The sequence below is a fragment of the Bacillus sp. EKM202B genome, from assembly GCF_011066025.1.
Classification (GTDB): domain Bacteria; phylum Bacillota; class Bacilli; order Bacillales; family Bacillaceae_G; genus Bacillus_A; species Bacillus_A toyonensis.
Genome location: NZ_JAAMNK010000005.1, coordinates 173,031 through 194,731, shown reverse-complemented (window position 1 = coordinate 194,731; position 21,701 = coordinate 173,031). Strand labels below are relative to the sequence as shown.

Annotated in this window: 20 protein-coding genes, 1 tRNA gene, 1 other RNA gene and 1 pseudogene; 20 read left to right on the top strand and 3 right to left on the bottom strand. The window is 37.8% G+C overall.

All coding sequences use genetic code 11. The features are described from left to right. Nucleotides 1-71: 71 nt before the first annotated feature. On the bottom strand, nt 72-278 hold the full coding sequence (locus G9F74_RS09280; protein WP_000216160.1) for a DUF1657 domain-containing protein: 207 nt from the start codon (nt 276-278) through the stop codon (nt 72-74). A gap of 203 nt (nt 279-481) precedes the next feature. Here G9F74_RS09280 and G9F74_RS30025 point away from each other — a divergent pair, with 203 nt between their 5' ends. The 3 genes and pseudogenes from G9F74_RS30025 (at nt 482) to G9F74_RS09270 (ending at nt 1,051) form a co-directional block, all read left to right on the top strand. Further along, complete coding sequence (locus tag G9F74_RS30025) at nt 482-658, top strand: hypothetical protein (RefSeq protein WP_016107233.1); 177 nt, start codon at nt 482-484, stop codon at nt 656-658. Nucleotides 659-673: 15 nt separating this feature from the next. Continuing rightward, nucleotides 674-820, top strand: a pseudogene (locus tag G9F74_RS30020) (YxeA family protein); the annotation flags it as partial. 155 nt (nt 821-975) lie between these two features. Next, a tRNA-Arg gene (locus tag G9F74_RS09270) sits at nt 976-1,051 on the top strand. A gap of 90 nt (nt 1,052-1,141) precedes the next feature. Here the strand turns inward: G9F74_RS09270 and G9F74_RS09265 are convergent. After that, the gene (locus G9F74_RS09265) at nt 1,142-2,599 is read right to left on the bottom strand and encodes a glycosyltransferase family 39 protein (protein ID WP_016107232.1); all 1,458 of its coding nucleotides are present in this window, start codon (nt 2,597-2,599) and stop codon (nt 1,142-1,144) included. 369 nt (nt 2,600-2,968) lie between these two features. On the opposite strand from G9F74_RS09265, the gene rpoN reads away from it, so the two are divergent. The 8 genes from rpoN to eno all read left to right on the top strand — a co-directional run bounded on the left by rpoN (nt 2,969) and on the right by eno (nt 11,691). Continuing rightward, nucleotides 2,969-4,276, top strand: coding sequence for an RNA polymerase factor sigma-54 (rpoN, locus tag G9F74_RS09260; protein ID WP_000647943.1), 1,308 nt, complete (start codon nt 2,969-2,971; stop codon nt 4,274-4,276). A gap of 9 nt (nt 4,277-4,285) precedes the next feature. Continuing rightward, the gene (locus tag G9F74_RS09255; RefSeq protein ID WP_000869744.1) at nt 4,286-4,531 is read left to right on the top strand and encodes a glutaredoxin family protein; all 246 of its coding nucleotides are present in this window, start codon (nt 4,286-4,288) and stop codon (nt 4,529-4,531) included. Nucleotides 4,532-4,667: 136 nt separating this feature from the next. Next, nucleotides 4,668-5,696, top strand: coding sequence for a gapA transcriptional regulator CggR (gene cggR / locus G9F74_RS09250; RefSeq protein ID WP_001258184.1), 1,029 nt, complete (start codon nt 4,668-4,670; stop codon nt 5,694-5,696). A gap of 26 nt (nt 5,697-5,722) precedes the next feature. Then, the gene (gene gap, locus G9F74_RS09245) at nt 5,723-6,727 is read left to right on the top strand and encodes a type I glyceraldehyde-3-phosphate dehydrogenase (protein ID WP_000161234.1); all 1,005 of its coding nucleotides are present in this window, start codon (nt 5,723-5,725) and stop codon (nt 6,725-6,727) included. A 139-nt stretch (nt 6,728-6,866) separates the two neighbouring features. Then, complete coding sequence (locus G9F74_RS09240) at nt 6,867-8,051, top strand: phosphoglycerate kinase (protein WP_001036333.1); 1,185 nt, start codon at nt 6,867-6,869, stop codon at nt 8,049-8,051. Nucleotides 8,052-8,083: 32 nt separating this feature from the next. After that, on the top strand, nt 8,084-8,839 hold the full coding sequence (gene tpiA, locus G9F74_RS09235; protein ID WP_001231042.1) for a triose-phosphate isomerase: 756 nt from the start codon (nt 8,084-8,086) through the stop codon (nt 8,837-8,839). Further along, complete coding sequence (gene gpmI, locus G9F74_RS09230) at nt 8,836-10,365, top strand: 2,3-bisphosphoglycerate-independent phosphoglycerate mutase (RefSeq protein ID WP_001231145.1); 1,530 nt, start codon at nt 8,836-8,838, stop codon at nt 10,363-10,365. Before tpiA ends, gpmI begins: the two co-directional genes overlap by 4 nt. Before the next feature lie 30 nt (nt 10,366-10,395). After that, nucleotides 10,396-11,691 (top strand): phosphopyruvate hydratase, encoded by a 1,296-nt coding sequence (gene eno, locus G9F74_RS09225; protein WP_000103946.1) that lies wholly within the window; start codon nt 10,396-10,398, stop codon nt 11,689-11,691. A 50-nt stretch (nt 11,692-11,741) separates the two neighbouring features. Here the strand turns inward: eno and G9F74_RS09220 are convergent, their stop codons facing one another. Beyond that, the gene (locus G9F74_RS09220) at nt 11,742-12,692 is read right to left on the bottom strand and encodes a nucleoside hydrolase (RefSeq protein ID WP_016107231.1); all 951 of its coding nucleotides are present in this window, start codon (nt 12,690-12,692) and stop codon (nt 11,742-11,744) included. 352 nt (nt 12,693-13,044) lie between these two features. Here G9F74_RS09220 and G9F74_RS09215 point away from each other — a divergent pair, with 352 nt between their 5' ends. The 9 genes from G9F74_RS09215 to G9F74_RS09175 all read left to right on the top strand — a co-directional run bounded on the left by G9F74_RS09215 (nt 13,045) and on the right by G9F74_RS09175 (nt 21,687). Continuing rightward, nucleotides 13,045-13,410 carry a CidA/LrgA family holin-like protein gene (locus G9F74_RS09215; RefSeq protein ID WP_000673221.1) on the top strand — a complete coding sequence of 122 codons (366 nt, stop codon included), beginning with the start codon at nt 13,045-13,047 and terminating at the stop codon, nt 13,408-13,410. Beyond that, on the top strand, nt 13,410-14,102 hold the full coding sequence (locus G9F74_RS09210) for an LrgB family protein (RefSeq protein WP_016107230.1): 693 nt from the start codon (nt 13,410-13,412) through the stop codon (nt 14,100-14,102). Before G9F74_RS09215 ends, G9F74_RS09210 begins: the two co-directional genes overlap by 1 nt. A 94-nt stretch (nt 14,103-14,196) precedes the next feature. Further along, nucleotides 14,197-14,430 (top strand): preprotein translocase subunit SecG, encoded by a 234-nt coding sequence (gene secG, locus G9F74_RS09205; RefSeq protein WP_000557263.1) that lies wholly within the window; start codon nt 14,197-14,199, stop codon nt 14,428-14,430. A 162-nt stretch (nt 14,431-14,592) separates the two neighbouring features. Next, a complete protein-coding gene (gene estA / locus G9F74_RS09200) occupies nt 14,593-15,333 on the top strand; it encodes a carboxylesterase (RefSeq protein ID WP_165406222.1) in 741 nt (246 codons plus the stop codon). Between the two features lie 144 nt (nt 15,334-15,477). Beyond that, nucleotides 15,478-17,910: a ribonuclease R gene (gene rnr / locus G9F74_RS09195; RefSeq protein WP_000391116.1), complete on the top strand. Its 2,433-nt coding sequence runs from the start codon at nt 15,478-15,480 to the stop codon at nt 17,908-17,910. 307 nt (nt 17,911-18,217) lie between these two features. Beyond that, on the top strand, nt 18,218-18,685 hold the full coding sequence (gene smpB / locus G9F74_RS09190) for an SsrA-binding protein (protein ID WP_001123917.1): 468 nt from the start codon (nt 18,218-18,220) through the stop codon (nt 18,683-18,685). Nucleotides 18,686-18,811: 126 nt separating this feature from the next. After that, nucleotides 18,812-19,166: a transfer-messenger RNA gene (ssrA, locus tag G9F74_RS09185) on the top strand. A gap of 441 nt (nt 19,167-19,607) precedes the next feature. After that, nucleotides 19,608-20,285 carry a response regulator transcription factor gene (locus G9F74_RS09180; protein WP_000815822.1) on the top strand — a complete coding sequence of 226 codons (678 nt, stop codon included), beginning with the start codon at nt 19,608-19,610 and terminating at the stop codon, nt 20,283-20,285. Between the two features lie 385 nt (nt 20,286-20,670). Further along, nucleotides 20,671-21,687 carry a siderophore ABC transporter substrate-binding protein gene (locus G9F74_RS09175; RefSeq protein WP_016107229.1) on the top strand — a complete coding sequence of 339 codons (1,017 nt, stop codon included), beginning with the start codon at nt 20,671-20,673 and terminating at the stop codon, nt 21,685-21,687. The last annotated feature ends 14 nt before the right edge of the window (nt 21,688-21,701 follow it).

Sequence of the window (21,701 nt, the reverse complement as noted above, 5' to 3'; positions counted from 1 at the left end):
TGAGAAAAAGGATGATTGCATATCACCCTTTTTCTCAAATTGTGTACCATTAGATGAAATGGTACTTTCGGTTATTGCTGTGAATATTGTGGTTCTTCTTGTTGGACTTCTTCAACGCGTGGGTTTAAAGAATCAATAATAGTTTGCGTTTGCTCTGCAGCTGTTTGGAAAAGTTGCTTTGCTTGTTGGTTATCCGTATCAAGAGCGAATCCCTCTAAGCTAGCTTGTGCACTTTTTAATCCAGAAACAGTTTGCTTTAGTTTTGTAATTACAGTCATTGAATGAAGCCCCCTTTGGAATATCAATTCAAAGTTTATAATTTGTGAGTTGAGGTGAATTTATGATTGGAAAATTTAGGTGTATTACACGTGTAGATTACAATTTTGTAATGAATACGTAAGGGTAAGCGATAGTGGAAAAACTTTTTCTCATAGAATAAAGAATGTAAAGCAAGTTAAAAGGATATGTTAAGGAGAGGGAAATGGGTTTAATTGGAATTTTTATATTAGTTATTGGTGTGGCAAGCTTTTCTCATAATGAGGTGATTGATAGATATAATCCGCTTGTGAAAGAAGACTTTGTATATGTAAAAGCGAAAGAATCCGGCCGATTATCCACAGGTGGAGAGGTAGCTGGAGACTATAAATTTACTGGTTAATCCGCTTCTGGTGAAGAAAGAGATGTTAAGTTTTATGCGCCGCGTGGACTTAGAGAAGGGGCATATGTAAAGGTTAAAACAAAAAGTGAATATATTGAAACATACCAAGAAGTACAGCCAAATGAAATTCCAAAAGGGATTAAAAAGAAACTAGATAAATAAGATGGTTAAGAATTGCCTCCTAAATGTAGAAATTAGGGGGCGTTTTTATGCAGGAAAAAGCGTACGTACAATGTGTTATCAAAGAGTTTTTATTGATTTAAATGGTTTTTATTGCTATTATTATGAAGAGAAAATGAAGTATATTTTATAATCATGCGCCCATAGCTCAGTCGGATAGAGCGGTGGTTTCCGGTACCACGTCTGCCGGGGGTTCGAATCCCTCTGGGCGCGTTAAAAATCCCTAACTTACATCGTTGTAAGTTAGGGATTTTTTTATTCATAATTGTATTGTTTGTCCTGTAAATACCAGATTGGTAAGGGTTATGAATTAGTGGATGCCGTTGAATCAGCTTGCGCTTTATTCATTTTAAATAATGATAAATTCATTATATATTGCAAAGTAAAGGCTGCAAGTATAATGAAGATCGGGAAGAAGAAATAGCGATAACGAATTTGAACTTCAGTCACTAAGTAAATGAGAAAAGCACCGATAATCAGAATTTGAAAATACTTCATGTTTAAATTTTTAAATGGAGAACTGAAAAGAAAAATAAAGACAGAACCCATGCTCAGCAACATAATCGATACATAGTGTATAAAGTCTAGTTTTATAAATGAAACATCGTTGATAGTATTTCTGGCGATATCATTTATAGGGATATATGCATAAGAATCTGTTGGACTACCCCACATAATAATATTTTTTTTGTTCATAAGAGGGATAAGGTCGGTTAAATTTTCGGTTCTTTCTTTAATTAATTGTTTTTGAATTCGATTATGTTCCTCTATATCAAAATCGACAATACTTTGTCTTAATTTAGCGAAGTCCTCTAAGGAATATTGGCCGTTAGATTCTTTATTCAAGCCTATAACAAATTTCCAGCCAGAATCCGCATTGGTTATTGGGTTATGTGAAATATTAAGCATTACAGGAATGTAGGCTAAAGTATATAAGATAACTAAGTATGTAGAAATAAATGTTATAGAAGAAATGAAATTCCTTTTTAAAATATTGCTGTGAAAGAATAAAAGGAAAAGCCCGGCAGCTATTAAAAATAGGATTCCAATAGGATAAATAATATTTCCTAAAGCGAATAGCAGACCACCAAAAAACATATTTATGTAATTTTTATTTCCATCGCGTGCTAATAGGTGATACGTTCCCCAAGAAAACAACATCATAGAAAGATGCTGATTTGTGAGCACAGGGACTAGTAAAAATAAGTTAATAGATGTTACGTATAAAATGAAACCAAATCGCCCGAAGGTTTCATTGTTTAATCGGTGTTTAGCTATGTAAAAAATAGCTAAACCTGTTAGCAATGTATACACAATATTCAAGAACTGTAAGGCAAAGTAACTATGTGAGGTTAATGTAAGAACAAGTGCCTCGTAAATTGTAAAGCCCAACTGAGTAGTATTCCAAAAGAAGTACTGATTATCCTTAATGGCTTTCATGTTGCCAGCGGCTAATTCTTTAGCTCCATCCAACATGTACTGAAAATCAGAAATTGGAGACGAAGGGACTAATTTAATAATTATGATAGATATCAGTAGATAAACGATGCTTATCGTATAGACGTATTTTTTTGTGCTTATATTTCTTGTTAAGAAAACGAGGGCATATATGAAAATGATGAAAGCACATATCCCAAAGATGATAAAAGGACTAAATGCCAAATCTTGTTGTTGAAAGATACTCCAACACATGATTAGCAGAATGATACATGATGCCAGGTTAACTCCTAATGAAGGTATACTTCGAAGTATTTTTTGCATGATTCATCTCCCGTTCTAATTGTTGTATATAATGGGAAATTTTACGTTATAAATTTAGTTCTTTCAATATTTATAGTTAAAGATTTGTTGTTTTCTATGAAATTTTATTGTTTTATACACGAGAAGATAGAGTTGTATTCTATCTTCTTTTTTATTTCCCTATTGTTATATCTAGTGATAAGATTTACTATTAGTATGTGGTTCTAATTTTTGTGCACTATTATTTTCTTTCAATATTATTCAAATTTCGGTTGTAAGTTGTAAATCTCATTAATACATATAAATTAATAATATTTTGGAATGGGTGTCTGCGATAGGATTCTCCTTTTACCAAACTTATTGTACAATAGAAACAAGGGGGAGATTAGTTTGAAGGCAAGTCTTTTACAAGAACAAAGCTTACGTTTGGCAATGACACAAGAGTTAAGGCAAGCGATTACAATGCTTCAGTATAATGTACAAGAATTATCGGAGTTTTTGTATGAGCAATCGTTAGAGAATCCCCTTATTGAGTTAGGTGGTTTTGAGAGGGAGAAGAAGAAGAGCTCTAACAAAAGTAAAAGTACCAGCAAACAAGTCGATAATCAGATGGAAATCTACAGTGTGGATTCCATGACGATTCAGCAACATTTATTAAATCAAATACAGTATTATAAAATAGAAGAAGAAGAGCGAAAAGTAGCTTCTTTCATTATTATGAACATGGATGGAAATGGGTATTTACAAGAAACGAATGAAGAGTTAGCAGATCTCCTTTCTGCACCGCTTCATGTAGTCGATCGCTCTGTAGAGATTGTCCAATCACTTGAGCCGGCAGGGGTAGGAGCACGTAATATTCAGGAATGTCTAATTTTACAATTGAAGCGCTTACAAAGAAGGGATGGATTAGCGGAAGATATTGTAGAGGAGCACTTTGCTTATTTCGTGAAGAAGGATTGGAGAAAGCTCGTTCATGTGCTGAAGTGTAGTAATGAAGAATTACAATCGGCGGTGAACTGTATTACATCATTGCAGCCGAAACCAGGCCTTGCGTATTCTTCGGATAAACCACTGTATATTGTGCCTGACATGGCAGTGAAAAAAGAAGGCGATCGCCTCGTTTTACAGATGAATGAGAGAAATATGCCGAGAATTGAAATTCACTCTGAGTACAGTGCACTTCTTAATAATAGTGAAAGTGAAGTAGCATCTTACGTTTCAGAAAAGTATCAGCATGTGCAATGGATTATGCGCAGTTTGAAACAGAGAAAACAAACACTTCTGCAAGTGATGACGATTATTATGGAAAAACAACGTGATTTCTTTTGGGAAGGCCCAGCGTATTTGAAGCCACTCGCTTTAAAAGAGGTGGCGGAAGAGCTAAGTGTGCATGAGTCTACGATTAGTCGTGCAACAAGAAATAAGTATGTGCAAACACCACACGGTTTATTTGAGATGAAATCGTTCTTTAGTAATGCAGTTTCGACGACAGAGGATGAGGCAGTTTCAACGAAGCGAGTGAAACAGTTTATTCAAACGCTTGTGGAAGCAGAGAACAAGAAAAAGCCACTCTCAGATCAAAAGATTTCAAAATTATTAGAAGAAGAGCATGAAATTGTTATTTCTCGAAGAACAGTGGCGAAGTATAGAGAACAAATGCATATCCCAGCTTCATCATTACGAAAAACGATCGGATAGGTGAAGAAGATGAAAGTTGTATTATATACAAAAGTAGATTGTGGTCTTTGCGTGCAGGCGAAACAAGTTTTACAAGAAGTACAATGTGAATATTCTTTTCAAATCGAGGAAATAGATATATATGAAGATAATGACCTTTTAGAAAAATATCATTTAATGATTCCGGTTGTAGAAATAGGCGGAAAACAAGTAGAATATGGTAACATTCACAAAGGTGTCATAATAAACTATATAAAGAATGCAGTTAAGAGTTGAATAAGTTTCTATCTCCTGTTACAATAATACACGTAGCAGGGATTATTTTTTTAACCTATGTGGGACACAAAATGTCACTACGGGACGTAAAGTGACCACAAGGGAAAAATGAACCAATGTAGTGAGGAGAAAAGATATGCGCTCATGGATTCAGAACACAAAAAAATTATTACCTGATCTGCTACCTGTTATGCAAACGAGAATGCAAATTCTTCAATACATTAGGCTCATGCAGCCGATTGGAAGAAGAAACTTATCAGCAAGTCTCGGTATGACAGAACGAGTATTGCGAAGTGAAGTTCAAGTTTTGAAAGAACAAAACTTAGTTCACGTCGCTTCTTCTGGAATGACTTTGACAGAAGAAGGAACAGCTTTAGTTCTTGCTTTGGAAGACTTTATGAAAGAAATTTCCGGGTTAAAGGTTTTAGAAAAGCAACTTAAGGAAACATTAGACTTGGATGAAGTTTTCGTTGTCCCTGGTGATAGTGATGAATCGCCGTGGGTCAAACTGGAGATGGGCCGTGCTTGTGTGACTTGTATAAAAGACCGTCTGACAGCGAATAATATCGTTGCTGTGGCTGGAGGAACTACGCTAGCTGCTGCTGCGGACATGATGCAACTTGATTGCAAAGATTTACATATGCTATTTGTCCCAGCACGTGGTGGAATTGGAGAAGGTGTTGAATTAGAAGCCAATACCATTTGTGCCAAGATGGCGCAAAATACGATGAGTAATTATCGCTTATTGTATGTTCCAGACCATGTTAGTAGCGAAGCATATGCGTCTATTGTGACAGAGCCCTCCGTGAAAGAAGTTCTTGAGTTGATTCGATCTTCCAATATCGTCATTCATGGAATCGGTGATGCGTTAACAATGGCACGTCGCAGAAGTACTTCGGAAGCAGATTGGTTAAAGATTCAAGCAAACGAAGCAGTTGGCGAAGCTTTCGGTTACTACTTTAATGAACAAGGAAATGTTGTTCATAAAGTAAGAACAGTTGGTATGCAACTTGAAGATTTACAAAATGTATCTCACGTTGTTGCAGTCGCTGGAGGTTCTTCAAAGGCAAAGGCAATACAAGCTGTAATAAAGCAAGGGCACACTTCAATTCTAATTACAGATGAAGGTGCAGCAAAACAATTAACAAAGGGTATTACCCTTTAATATAATCCCCCAAGGAGGAAATTCAAATGACTAAAATTGGTATTAATGGATTTGGACGTATCGGACGTAACGTATTCCGCGCAGCTCTTAACAACTCTGAGGTAGAAGTAGTAGCAATCAACGACTTAACAGATGCTAAAACATTAGCTCACCTTTTAAAATATGACACAGTTCACGGAACTTTAAATGCAGAAGTATCTGCTAACGAAAACAGCATCGTTGTTAACGGTAAAGAAATTAAAGTTATCGCTGAGCGTGACCCAGCTCAATTACCATGGAGCGACTACGGAGTAGAAGTAGTAGTAGAATCTACTGGCCGTTTCACTAAAAAATCAGACGCTGAGAAACACTTAGGTGGATCAGTTAAGAAAGTTATCATCTCAGCTCCAGCTTCTGACGAAGATATCACTGTAGTTATGGGTGTTAACCACGAACAATACGATGCAGCTAACCACAATGTAGTATCTAACGCTTCTTGTACTACAAACTGTCTAGCTCCATTCGCTAAAGTATTAAACGAAAAATTCGGCGTAAAACGCGGAATGATGACAACAATTCACTCTTACACTAACGACCAACAAATCTTAGACTTACCACACAAAGATTTACGTCGTGCTCGTGCAGCAGCTGAAAACATGATCCCAACATCTACTGGTGCTGCTAAAGCTGTAGCATTAGTATTACCAGAACTTAAAGGTAAATTAAACGGTGGCGCTGTACGTGTTCCAACTGCTAACGTTTCTCTTGTTGACTTAGTTGTTGAACTTGACAAAGAAGTAACAGTTGAAGATGTAAACGCAGCATTCAAAGCAGCAGCTGAAGGCGAATTAAAAGGTATCCTTGGATACAGCGAAGAGCCATTAGTATCTATCGACTATAACGGATGTACAGCTTCTTCTACAATCGATGCATTATCTACAATGGTAATGGAAGGTAACATGGTTAAAGTACTTTCTTGGTACGATAACGAAACTGGTTACTCTAACCGCGTAGTAGACCTAGCTGCATACATGACTTCTAAAGGTCTTTAATTCTTAAGTATATAAGCAATCAATGACAAAACGAGGGAGAGGGTTTGTTCCCTCTCTCTCTTCTTTCGTTTTAGAAGCAAATGTGTTAAGCTTTTGAATGGGTTTTGTCAATCCTAACTAGTAGTCGGAGGGAAATCCAATGAACAAAAAATCAATTCGTGACGTAGATTTAAAAGGTAAGCGTGTATTTTGCCGCGTTGATTTCAACGTACCTATGAAAGAAGGCAAAATTACAGATGAAACTCGTATCCGTGCAGCTCTTCCTACAATTCAATATTTAGTAGAGCAAGGTGCGAAAGTTATTTTAGCAAGCCACTTAGGCCGTCCAAAAGGTCAAGCAGTAGAAGAATTACGTCTTACTCCAGTAGCAGCACGTTTAGGCGAGCTTCTTGGTAAAGATGTTAAAAAAGCAGACGAAGCATTCGGACCAGTTGCACAAGAAATGGTTGCAGCAATGAACGAAGGCGACGTATTAGTTCTTGAAAACGTACGTTTCTATGCGGGCGAAGAAAAGAACGATGCAGAACTTGCGAAAGAATTTGCAGCTCTTGCTGACATCTTCGTAAACGATGCATTCGGTGCAGCTCACCGTGCTCACGCTTCTACAGCAGGAATCGCAGACTACCTACCAGCAGTATCTGGTTTATTAATGGAAAAAGAGTTAGATGTACTTGGTAAAGCACTTTCTAACCCAGAACGTCCATTCACAGCTATCATTGGTGGTGCGAAAGTAAAAGATAAAATCGGTGTAATTCGTCATCTATTAGACAAAGTAGATAACTTAATCATCGGTGGCGGACTTGCTTACACATTCGTTAAAGCTTTAGGTCATGAAATTGGTCTATCTCTATGTGAAGACGACAAGATTGAACTAGCTAAAGAATTTATGCAACTTGCAAAAGAAAAAGGCGTAAACTTCTACATGCCAGTTGATGTTGTAATCACAGAGGAATTCTCTGAAACTGCAACAACTCAAATCGTTGGTATCGACTCTATTCCTTCTACATGGGAAGGCGTGGACATCGGTCCTAAAACACGTGAAATTTATGCAGATGTAATTAAAAACTCTAAGCTTGTTGTATGGAATGGACCAATGGGTGTATTCGAAATGACTCCATTCGCAGAAGGTACAAAAGCAGTAGGACAAGCATTAGCAGATGCAGAAGATACATACTCTGTTATCGGCGGTGGTGACTCTGCAGCAGCTGTTGAAAAATTCGGTATGGCTGATAAAATGAGCCACATTTCTACTGGCGGCGGTGCGTCATTAGAATTCATGGAAGGTAAAGAGCTTCCAGGTGTAGTTTGTCTTAACGACAAATAAGTAGCAGCCAAAGAAAAAGGACGGTGCAAAGCATGCGTAAACCAATTATCGCAGGTAACTGGAAAATGAATAAAACTCTATCTGAAGCAGTTAGCTTCGTAGAGGAAGTTAAAGGTCAAATCCCAGCAGCTTCAGCTGTTGATGCAGTAGTTTGCTCTCCAGCTCTATTCTTAGAGCGCTTAGTAGCAGCAACTGAAGGAACTGACTTACAAGTAGGTGCACAAAACATGCACTTCGAAAAAAATGGTGCATTCACTGGCGAAATTAGCCCAGTAGCACTTAGCGACTTAAAAGTAGGCTACGTAGTACTTGGCCACTCTGAGCGTCGTGAAATGTTTGCTGAAACAGACGAATCAGTAAACAAAAAGACTCTTGCAGCATTTGAACATGGTTTAACACCAATCGTATGTTGTGGTGAGACTTTAGAAGAGCGCGAAAGCGGAAAAACATTTGATCTAGTAGCAGGTCAAGTGACAAAAGCACTTGCAGGTTTAACAGAAGAGCAAGTTAAAGCAACTGTTATCGCTTATGAGCCAATCTGGGCTATCGGTACAGGTAAATCATCTTCTTCTGCAGATGCAAACGAAGTATGTGCGCACATCCGTAAAGTTGTTGCAGAAGCTGTTTCTCCAGAAGCTGCAGAAGCTGTTCGTATTCAATACGGCGGTAGCGTAAAACCAGAAAACATTAAAGAGTATATGGCACAATCTGACATCGACGGCGCTTTAGTTGGCGGTGCTAGCTTAGAGCCTGCTTCGTTCTTAGGTCTTCTGGGGGCGGTAAAATGAGAAAGCCAACAGCTTTAATCATTCTTGACGGTTTCGGACTTCGTGAAGAAACTCATGGGAATGCTGTAGCACAAGCTAAGAAACCTAATTTTGATGGTTACTGGAACAAATTCCCTCATACAACGCTTACAGCTTGTGGTGAGGAAGTAGGTCTTCCAGAAGGTCAAATGGGTAACTCTGAGGTTGGTCACTTAAATATCGGTGCTGGCCGCATCGTATACCAAAGCTTAACACGCGTAAACGTTGCAATTCGTGAAGGTGAGTTCGATCAGAACGAAACATTCCAAAATGCAATTAAAAGCGTGAAAGAAAAAGGTACTGCTCTTCATTTATTCGGTTTACTTTCTGATGGTGGTGTGCACAGTCACATGAACCATATGTTTGCTCTTCTTCGCTTAGCAGCAAAAGAAGGCGTGGAGAAAGTTTATATCCATGCGTTCTTAGATGGCCGCGATGTTGGACCACAAACAGCAAAAGGTTATATCGATGCAACAAATGAAGTAATTAAAGAAACAGGTGTAGGACAATTCGCGACTATCTCTGGTCGTTATTACTCCATGGACCGTGACAAGCGTTGGGATCGCGTAGAAAAATGTTACAGTGCTATGGTGAATGGTGAAGGCCCTACTTATAAATCAGCAGAAGAGTGTGTAGAAGACTCTTATGCGAACGGTATCTATGATGAATTCGTATTGCCGTCTGTAATTGTTAACGAAGATAACACGCCAGTTGCAACAATCAATGATGATGATGCAGTTATTTTCTATAACTTCCGTCCAGACCGTGCAATTCAAATTGCTCGTGTATTTACAAACGAAGACTTCCGTGAGTTCGATCGTGGTGAAAAAGTACCTCACATTCCTGAATTCGTTTGTATGACACACTTCAGTGAAACTGTAGATGGTTACGTGGCATTTAAGCCAATGAACCTTGATAATACTTTAGGTGAAGTTGTTGCGCAAGCGGGATTAAAGCAACTTCGCATCGCGGAAACTGAAAAGTATCCGCACGTTACATTCTTCTTTAGCGGTGGTCGTGAGGCTGAATTCCCAGGAGAAGAGCGTATCTTAATTAACTCACCAAAGGTTGCAACGTATGATTTGAAACCTGAAATGAGCATTTACGAAGTAACGGACGCTTTAGTAAATGAAATCGAAAATGATAAACATGATGTTATCATTCTTAACTTTGCGAACTGTGATATGGTTGGCCATTCTGGGATGATGGAACCAACAATTAAAGCAGTAGAAGCAACTGACGAATGTTTAGGAAAAGTTGTAGAAGCGATTCTTGCAAAAGATGGTGTAGCACTTATTACTGCTGACCATGGTAATGCTGATCAGGAGTTAACTGCTGATGGCGGGCCTATGACAGCTCATACAACTAACCCGGTTCCTTTCATCGTTACAAAAAATGATGTAGAGCTTCGTGAAGGTGGTATTTTAGGAGATATCGCCCCAACAATGCTTACACTTTTAAATGTGGAACAACCGAAAGAAATGACAGGTAAAACAATTATTAAATAATTTGCTTATATAAAAAGGAGAGAATTTATTATGTCAACAATTATTGATGTTTATGCTCGCGAAGTCCTTGACTCTCGTGGTAACCCAACTGTAGAAGTAGAAGTTTACACAGAAAGCGGCGCTTTCGGACGCGCTATCGTACCAAGTGGTGCATCTACTGGTGAGCACGAAGCAGTAGAATTACGTGACGGTGACAAATCTCGTTACCTTGGTAAAGGTGTTATTAACGCAGTAAACAACGTTAACGAAATTATCGCTCCAGAAATCGCTGGTTTCGATGTAACTGACCAAGCTGGTATCGACCGTGCTATGATCGAATTAGATGGCACTCCAAACAAAGGTAAACTAGGCGCTAACGCTATCCTTGGTGTATCTATGGCAGTAGCTCACGCAGCAGCTGACTTCGTAGGTCTTCCATTATACCGTTACCTTGGTGGATTCAATGCAAAACAATTACCAACTCCAATGATGAACATCATCAACGGTGGTTCTCACGCTGATAACAACGTAGACTTCCAAGAGTTCATGATCTTACCAGTTGGCGCTCCAACATTCAAAGAATCAATCCGTATGGGTGCTGAAGTATTCCATGCACTTAAAGCTGTATTACATGACAAAGGTCTTAATACTGCAGTAGGTGACGAAGGTGGATTCGCTCCAAACCTTGGTTCTAACCGTGAAGCTCTAGAAGTAATCATCGAAGCTATCGAAAAAGCTGGTTACAAAGCTGGCGAGAACGTATTCTTAGGAATGGACGTTGCTTCTTCTGAGTTCTACAACAAAGAAACTGGTAAATATGACCTTGCAGGCGAAGGCCGTACTGGCTTAACTTCTGCAGAAATGGTTGATTTCTACGAAGAGCTTTGCAAAGACTTCCCAATCATCTCTATCGAAGATGGTTTAGACGAAAACGACTGGGATGGTCACAAATTATTAACTGAGCGTATCGGTGATAAAGTACAATTAGTTGGTGACGATTTATTCGTAACTAACACTCAAAAACTTGCTGAAGGTATCGAAAAAGGTATCTCTAACTCAATCTTAATTAAAGTTAACCAAATCGGTACTTTAACTGAGACTTTCGAAGCTATCGAAATGGCTAAACGTGCTGGTTACACAGCAGTTGTATCTCACCGTTCTGGTGAAACTGAAGATGCTACAATCGCTGACATCGCAGTTGCAACTAACGCTGGCCAAATCAAAACTGGTTCTATGAGCCGTACTGACCGTATTGCTAAGTACAACCAATTATTACGTATCGAAGACGAACTAGGCGAAATCGCTGTTTACGATGGTGTAAAATCTTTCTATAACATCAAAAGATAATTGTAGAAAATAACGACAGACCGTGAGAAATCACGGTCTGTTTTTTTATGCTAAAATTGTTCGCCCGTCATAAGTGACATGAAATGTTTGAAGAAGCGATTATAATCAAAATCAATTGCTATTTGATGACTCGGCCAATCAATAAATGGTTTAGATTCTCCTAAAGAGCGAAATTCTCCAATACTTGCCCCCTGTGCATAAGATTCTGTCATGACAACGATAGGTGATTTGTGATATGTAAACATAGCGTTATCAAGTAAAGCGAGTATTGGCATTGTGTCATGGAAGGGGCTGCCCTTTAAATGTGGTAGGGCGTCTTTATAATATCCGTAGTAATAGTGATCGAATAACGGTTTGACAAGTGGAGCTTTTCCTTTTGCCTCGATGTATTCGGCCATTTCTGGTGTAATGATGGAGTATTGGGTGACGTTTAATGGGTATATGTACATGTTAGCTGCGGATTGAAGGACTATATTAGCGGCAGTAGGATCGCCATAAAAGTTTGCTTCGGAAATAGGGGTAACATTACCAGGATGGAGAAAAGCACCGCCCATTACGTAGAAAGATTTAATTTGCTCCATTAATTGTTTACATACGATAAATAAAATTGCTAGGGAGGTAAGCCTTCCTAAACTTACGATGATTAATTCATCTTTATACTGTTCAATAAGAGGAATAACTTCAAAAAAATTCTCCATTTCTTCGTTAGTCACATTCTCCTTTGGAATAATTGGGCCGAGTCCCTGTTTCCCGTGTACATCTGTAAAAAAAGCAGGAGGGGCACCAGTAATTGGCCGTTCTGATCCACCAAAGATTTTGATATTTCTACCCTCTACTTCGTTTGTAAGAAAATGAGCATTTTCTACGGCCATTTTTTTTGGAACATTGCCGTAATCAGCAACGATACCGACTATTTCTATTTCATCGATAAAGAATGCTAAGAGGAGAGCCATCGTATCATCAATCCCAGGATCACAAAAAATGAGAACTTTTTTGGGCATATGTTCACCACCTATCTTGTTTATCCCGTACAAACTTGCTTGGTGAGGGCTAATAATCAATAGGGATGAGGACACCCTCATTGATTAAAGTTTCACTTTATATATATGTAAGTTTAAGGATAAAAAGATTATTTTATTGAAATAATAGTATCATAAATTCAGAAAATAAAAACTTTTTATATTAGGTCAATGTTTTTGACATAATTTTTGTTTGGAAATGCAGTCATATCAATGTTGTAAGCGTATAACATAGGCTGTTTTTGCTGTCAAGTTGATAAATTGCAGCTTTTTACAATTTATACTATGATAAAGATATTAACAGAAGATCGTATAAACATGAGGGATGATGAACATGAAATTTACAAAGATCCTTGTCCAAATTGCTGCTCTTTATGTGTTTTATATGGTTGGAACTTGGGTGCAAGAAATGTTGAATATTCCAATTCCAGGAAGCTTGATTGGGATGTTTCTTTTACTTGTTTTACTTAGCCTAAAAGTACTTCCAGTGAAATGGTTTGATTTAGGAGCGGAAACACTCGTCGCTATTATGCCGTTTTTATTAATTCCGCCAACGCTTGGCTTAATGAATTACGGTGCTTTTTTTATGAGTAAAGGAATTTCTCTTTTCATTACAGTTGTAGCGAGTACGTTTTTAATTATCATTGTCGCAGGACATACAGGGCAATATCTTGCGAATAGAAAGGAAAGGGAGTCGTGATGAGTCAAATGTTAATCGGAATCGGTTGGGTTCTTTTTACGGTGCTATTATATCAATTATCTAAAAAAATCTATCAATTATTTCCAACACCATTTACTATTCCAATGCTTGTAGCGACAGGATTAATGGCTTTCTTATTTATTGTGCTTGATATACCATATCAACATTATATGGAAAGCGGTGGTGGCTGGATTGCGAAGTTACTTGGACCAGGTGTTGTAGCATTTGCAATCCCGCTTTACAAACAACGTCATGTGCTGCAAAAATATGTTGTACCGATTGCGGGCGGAGTATTAGTAGGTACAACAGTTGCGATTGCGAGTGATTTTGCTATTGCCTCACTTATGGGAACAGATAAAAGTTTAATTTTATCTTCATTACCAAAATCAGTGACAATGCCGGTTGCGATGAGCGTTTCTGAACAAGTTGGTGGTGTTCCATCCTTAACAGCGGCATTCGTAGTTATCGCAGGTATTACTGGAACGATTACAGGTCCAATTTTATTAAAATGGAGCCGCGTTACAAACTCGGTTGGTAAAGGTATCGGATTTGGATGTGCTTCTCATATTATGGGTGTTATGAGAGCAATGAAAAATAACGAACATGAAGGTGTTATTGGATCGGTAACAATGACATTAACAGCAATTTTGACATGTTTGCTCGGACCGTTATTTGCAATGATGTTTATGTAATAGAAGAAAAGCGAGAGCGACTCTATAGCTCTCGCTTTTCTATAGGATTTATGCTACAGTTAAAATAACTGAATCTTTGTAGGAGGTACGCCAAGTGCATACGTTATTATCCGTTTTACTTATTATTGTATCGATTTTAATGATTGTTATGGTACTTATGCAGTCTAGTAATAGCTCAGGCCTTTCAGGTGCAATTTCCGGCGGTGCAGAGCAATTATTTGGTAAGCAAAAAGCACGTGGAATTGAAGCGGTATTAAACCGTATTACAATTGTTTTAGCTGTATTGTTCTTTGTATTAACAATTGCTGTTACGTACTTAAACTTATAGAATTGAAAGAAGAAGCGTTAGTAGTTTGTACTAATGGTTCTTCTTTTTTTATTTTGTTATTTGAAAAAAGTTTCTAATTAGATTATAGAAATATAAATATGGTACACTAAGATATAGAAAGAATACGACTAGATTACAGAAGAGAAAGAGGAGAAGTACATGATGAAATTAGCATCTCCGAAACCATTTACATTTGAGGGTGGAGACCGCGCTGTTTTATTACTACATGGATTCACAGGAAACTCAGCTGATGTACGTATGTTAGGGCGTTTCTTAGAAAAGAAAGGCTATACTTGTCATGCGCCAATTTATAAAGGACACGGCGTACCACCAGAAGAACTTGTTCATACAGGTCCTACAGATTGGTGGCAAGATGTAACGGAGGCATATCAGCTTTTAAAAGATAAAGGCTTTGAGAAAATTGCTGTCGTTGGTTTGTCACTAGGCGGAGTATTTTCTCTGAAATTAGCATATACAATCCCTGTTTTAGGTGTGGTACCAATGTGTGCACCGATGTATATTAAGAGTGAAGAAACAATGTACCAAGGTATATTGGCATATGCTCGCGAATATAAAAAGCGTGAGCAAAAATCACCAGAGCAAATTGAACAAGAAATGTTGGAATTCCAACAGACACCGATGAATACATTAAAAGCATTACAAGAGCTAATTGCTGATGTACGTAATAATGTTGATATGATTTATGCACCGACGTTTGTTGTACAAGCGCGTCATGATGAAATGATTAATACGGATAGTGCTAACATTATTTATAACGGTGTAGAATCAACGTTAAGGGACATTAAATGGTATGAAGACTCTACGCATGTCATTACACTTGATAAGCAACGTGACGAGCTACATGAGGATGTATATAACTTCTTGGAGCAACTAGATTGGTAAGATCTAGTTGCCTCTTTTTTTCATAAGGAAATTTTTATGGAAACTGTAAAAAAATCATTAGGGGAGTATTGAATTTTCGCTTTATACATCCCCCATCTTTCGGATACACTAAATAATATAAGGGTTTAAAGGAGGTATTTTTGCTTGGAAGAAATCATACAAGAAAATATTGATAAGTTGTTATTATTTATGAGAGAAGAAGCGTATAAACCGTTAACGATACAAGAGTTAGAAGAGGCATTTGGAATTGAAGGTTCTGAGGGCTTTAAAGATTTTGTAAAGGCACTTGTAATGATGGAAGAGAAGGGACTTGTTATTCGTACACGTAGCAATCGTTATGGTCTTCCTGAAAAGATGAATTTAGTGCGTGGTAAGTTAATTGGACATGCGCGTGGCTTTGCTTTCGTTGTGCCAGAAGAGAAGAAAACGGGAGATGATGATCTTTTCATTCCTCCTACAGAATTAAACGGTGCACTTCACGGTGATACAGTATTAGCACGCCTAAGTTCACAATCAAGTGGTTCACGTCAAGAAGGTTCAATTGTACGCATTTTAGAACGTGGAACGAAAGAACTAGTTGGTACATATACAGAATCGAAAAACTTTGGGTTTGTTATACCTGACAATAAGCGTTGGACAAGTGATATTTTCATCTTGAAAAGCGCATCCATGGGTGCTGTAGAAGGCCATAAAGTAGTTGTTAAAATTACGAGCTATCCAGAGAATCGTTTAAGTGCGGAAGGTGAAGTTATTCAAATTTTAGGTCATAAAAATGATCCAGGAGTAGATATTTTATCGGTCATCCATAAACATCATTTACCTTTAGCATTTCCTGAGGAAGTGATGGAGCATGCAAACAGTGTACCAGAAACGATTTCAGAAGAAGACTTGAAAGATCGCCGTGATTTACGTGACCAAATGATTGTAACGATTGATGGTGCAGACGCGAAGGACTTAGATGATGCTGTTACAGTAACGAAGCTTGAGAACGGTAATTACAAGCTTGGTGTTCATATTGCGGATGTAAGTCATTACGTTGAAGAAGGTTCTCCAATTGATGTTGAAGCAGCGGAAAGAGCGACGAGTGTATATCTTGTTGATCGTGTAATTCCAATGATTCCACATCGTCTATCTAACGGTATTTGTTCATTAAATCCGAAAGTAGACCGTCTGACACTGTCTTGTGAAATGGAAATCAACAACTTAGGTGATGTTGTCAAACACGAGATTTTCCAAAGTGTGATTAAAACGACAGAGCGTATGACATATGCTGACGTAAGAAGCATTTTAGAAGATGAGGACGAAGAGTTAATCAAGCGCTATGAACCGTTAGTACCAATGTTTAAAGAGATGGGCCAATTGGCACAAATTTTACGTGAAAAGCGTATGCGCCGTGGTGCAATCGACTTTGACTTTAAAGAAGCAAAAGTATTAGTAGATGAAGAAGGAAAACCGACTGATGTTGTAATGCGTGATCGTTCTGTATCAGAAAAGTTAATTGAAGAATTTATGCTTGTTGCGAACGAAACCGTAGCAGAACACTTCCACTGGATGAACGTACCATTCATGTACCGTGTCCATGAAGATCCGAAAGAAGATAAGTTAGAGCGATTCTTCGAGTTTGTAACGAACTTCGGATATGCGGTAAAAGGACGTGCGAATGAAGTACATCCTCGTGCATTGCAACAAATTCTTGAAATGGTTCAAGGACAGCCTGAAGAAGTAGTAATTTCAACGGTTATGCTTCGTTCTATGAAGCAAGCACGTTACGATTCGGAAAGCTTAGGACATTTCGGCTTATCAACTGAGTTCTACACGCATTTCACATCGCCGATTCGTCGTTATCCAGATACGATCGTTCATAGATTGATTCGTGAATACGTCATTAACGGTAAAGTCGACAGTGAAACACAAGCGAAATGGCGTGAAAACTTACCAGAGATTGCAGAGCACTCTTCTAATATGGAACGTCGTGCTGTTGAAGCAGAGCGTGAAACAGACGAAATGAAAAAAGCAGAGTATATGGTCGATAAGATCGGTGAAGAGTATGACGGTATGATTAGCTCTGTAACAAACTTCGGTTTATTCGTAGAGCTTCCAAATACAATTGAAGGTCTTGTACATGTTAGTTACTTAACGGATGATTACTACCGTTACGACGAGAAGCATTTCGCAATGATCGGAGAACGTACAGGTAACGTATTCCGCATCGGTGACGAAATTACAATTCGTGTTATTAACGTAAACAAAGACGAGCGCGCAATTGACTTTGAAATCGTTGGCATGAAAGGTACACCTCGCCGTAAGTTCAAAGATCGTCCAGTCGTTATCGAACAGCCAAGAACAGGCAGAAAGAAACGGGGTGGACGTAGCGAGCGCAGTAATGAGCGCGGCGGCGAACGCGGTACAGGTAGAAAATTTGACCGTGGTGGCAAAGGTAACAGCACAGGAAGAGGATCCGCATCAGCATCCACGTCCGCTAGTCAGCCAGGGAAAAAAGATGGTAATGGCAAGAAGAAAAAAGGATTCTTTGAAAACGTACCAGGATTCAAGAAGAAAAAGAAAAAGCGTAAGTAAGAAAAGAGTGGCTTCGCTTTGATGAAAAGCGGGGCCGTTTTTCTTTTTATTGGTCATTTCACTCCCTCGAACGAAGCAAAAAGCGCTTCTCTGTCGGGAGTTCCAATGTCCAAAGATTCTGAGCGAGCTACTTTCGCTTTTTGTGTAATCCAGCTACAGTGGCTAGAATGTTTGGCGACTTCGCTTCTTCCCCAGAGGCAAAGGGCGCCTCAAGGTCAGAAGCTCCATCCACCTCACATTCTGAACGAGCCACTTTCGCTTTTTGTTTACATTTGTTACAATAGTAAAAATAGAGGAGGGACGTTATATGCCAAAAGGTACAGGTAAGGTTATTGCACAAAATAAAAAAGCATTTCATGATTATTTCATCGAAGAAACATACGAAGCAGGGCTTGTCCTTCAAGGAACGGAAATTAAGTCGATTCGCGCTGGTCGCGTGAACTTGAAAGATGCGTTTGCACGTATACATAATGGTGAAGTATGGGTTCATAATATGCATATTAATACGTACGAGCAAGGGAATCGTTTCAACCATGATCCGCTTCGCACGAGAAAATTACTTCTTCATAAAAAAGAAATTGATAAACTAGCGGGAGCTGCAAAAGAAACAGGTTACGCATTAGTTCCACTTAGAATCTATTTGAAAAATGGATTTGCAAAGATGGCACTTGGTTTAGCAAAAGGTAAGAAACAATATGATAAACGTCATGATTTAAAAGAGAAAGAAGCGAAACGTGAAATTGCACGCGTGTTCCGTGATCGCCAAAAGATGTAATACAGATATTTACATTTGTAAAACGGCGCGCGTATGATATAATAACTTATGTAAGGTTATTGCACATTGAAAAACAGCTCTTAGTAGCTATCACGATATTTTCTTCGTATGCTCCATTTTTATCATGGGGACGTTACGGATTCGACAGGGATAGTTCGAGCTTAGGTTGCGAGTCGAGGGGATCGGCCTCGTTAAAACGTCAAAGCCTATAATTGGCAAACAAAACAATCTTTCTTTAGCTGCTTAATTGCACTAAAGGTTCCTCCCTCCATCGTCCATGTGGTAGGGTAAGGGACTCAAACTAAGTGGACTACGCCGGAGTTCGCCGTCTGAGGGCGAAGGAAGAGAACAATCAGACTAGCAACTTGGAAGCCTGTCGATAGGCCGAAGAGTTTGCGAAATGCTAATATATCGACTACACTCGTAGAAGCTTAAGTGCCGATATTTTTGGACGTGGGTTCGACTCCCACCGTCTCCACCAATACATATTTGGTGGTTTTTTTATTTTTGTGATATGAACCATAATTTTGCCAGGTTGGCGAGGTTATGGTTCTTTTTGTTTGTGGCAAAGTTATGGTTCTAAAAATAGAATGTATCTAATTTCTTGGTTCTTTCAATTACATCATCAATGCATCTTGTGTGTTATCCCTTAACTATCACAATTTTATCCAGTAAAAGCCTGATTGGTGAGGACTCATAAGCAGTGGGGGGATGAACATCTCTATTTAATTAACACTTCGCTTTATTTGAATCTTCATATGTTTTGTGTTTTTATCCATACCTATTGTAAGATTATATAGAGTTCTCCTAATAAACTGTTTTAATGGATTAATTAGGGGTTTTAAATTTATAAATCTTAAATTGTTTTTTGGGGATAATTTTTTATCTAAATAAGTTATATTGAAGTAGAGGTGAACCATCGGTGAAGCAGGTGTTGGTGATTAAAAATGAACGGTCTTCAGCAAAGAAAATTGTAAGCGGTCTAACGCAAGAAGGCTATTTCATTTTAAAACTTCACAATGAAAACCAAGGTTTAAATATAATATATGAACAAGATTGGGATATTATCATATTGGATTGGGACTCATTAAGTATATCGGGACCAGAAATTTGCAGACAAATACGACTTGTTAAAACGACACCGATCATTATTGTGACCGACAATATTTCTAGTAAGGATTGCATAGCAGGGCTACAAGCAGGAGCAGATGATTATATAAGAAAACCATTTGTGAAAGAAGAATTAGTAGCAAGGGTTCAAGCAATTTTAAGGAGAAGTGACTATATCCAGCAAAATGAGATGAATTTTTTTCAGTTTAAAGATCTCTTTGTTGATGCATCTAGCAATATTGTGAAAAAAGGTGGCGAAAATCTCTCACTTACTAAGCGCGAGTATGATTTACTTGTATTTTTAATTAAAAACAAAAACACAATATTGAGCCGTGAGATGCTTTTGAATCAAGTTTGGGGATATAACGTAGTAGTAAATCCAAATGTAGTAGATTTATATATTGGGTATGTAAGAAAAAAGTTAAAGTGCGAGAAGAAAGACAGATATATTCAAACGATACATGGCAGAGGCTATTCAATGATTGACTGATAAAAATAAGATAATAAAAAACGAGTAAAACTATTTCATTCCGTTTTACTCGTTTTTTTATTAAATGTGATAATCAAATAGTTTCTTAGAAGTATTAAAAGACGTAAAAAAATGGATTATGAAAATATTAGCTATTAATGAGCGTGTTTTGTAGAGGAAATCATGGTTAATCAACACGCCTGACGTCACATATTACTTTTTATGCCTGATTTTATGAATTCACACCATTCACAAGATTTTCACAGAATTAATGACTATACTAATTAACAGGATGTTCAAATGAAAATGATTATCAATAGCGATTCAATTGAATAAAAGTTACCTTCTAATTCAATCTATGGATGTCATCATTTTCGAAATAAATCACACTATAAGGAGTATACATATGAAAAAATCTATGCTTTTAAAATTAGTGAGTATTCTAGCAGTTTTCACTTTAATGTTAGTAGCTTGCTCAGATTCAAGTAAAGAAACTTCGAAGGCTAATAATAAAGATAATGGTAGTGATAAGCCAAAAACGGTTGAAATCACTGATGCTCATGGAACTGTTAAAGTCCCTGTAAACCCAAAGAATGTAGTTGCTTTGGATAACAGAACTTTTGAAACTTTATCTGATTGGGGAATTAAATTAGCGGCTGCTCCAAAGGATATCATGCCTGCTGATTCAGCATATAAAAAGGATGAAAAAGTTCAAAATATTGGGAATCACCGTGAACCAAATCTAGAAATTATTGCAGCTGCAAACCCTGACCTTGTAATCGTTGGTCAAAGATTTGCTGATCATTACGAAGAGATCAAAAAATTAGTGCCAAATGCAGCTGTTATTGATCTTAATTTTGATGTTTCTGAGAAATCTACTACGCCTGGGAAAAACTTAGTAAAAGGACTTAAAGATTCTACAATTACTTTAGGAAAAATCTTTGATAAAGATAAAGAAGCTAAAAAATTAGTGGCTGATTTTGATAAATCTATTGAAACTGCAAAATCTGCTTATAACGGAAAAGATAAAGTTATGAGTGTTATCGTTACTGGTGGGAATATTGGTTTTGCTGCTCCACATTCTGGTCGTGTTTGGGGACCAATGTATGAAATTTTCGGTTGGGTTCCAGCACTAGAAGTTTCAAATTCTACTGCAGGTCATAAAGGTGATGACGTTTCTGTTGAAGCTATTGCACAAACAAATCCTGATTGGCTTTTCGTATTAGATCGTGATGCTGCAACATCTGATGCAGCTACTTCAACACCTGCTAAGGATGTTATTTCTAAATCACCAGCTCTTCAAAACACAACTGCTGTTTCTAAAAAACAAGTTGTTTATGCACCAGAAGATACTTACACAAATGAATCAATTCAGACTTATATAGAGTTGTTTGGAAATCTTGCAAAAACTTTAGCTAAGTAGTGTAAAGGAGTACG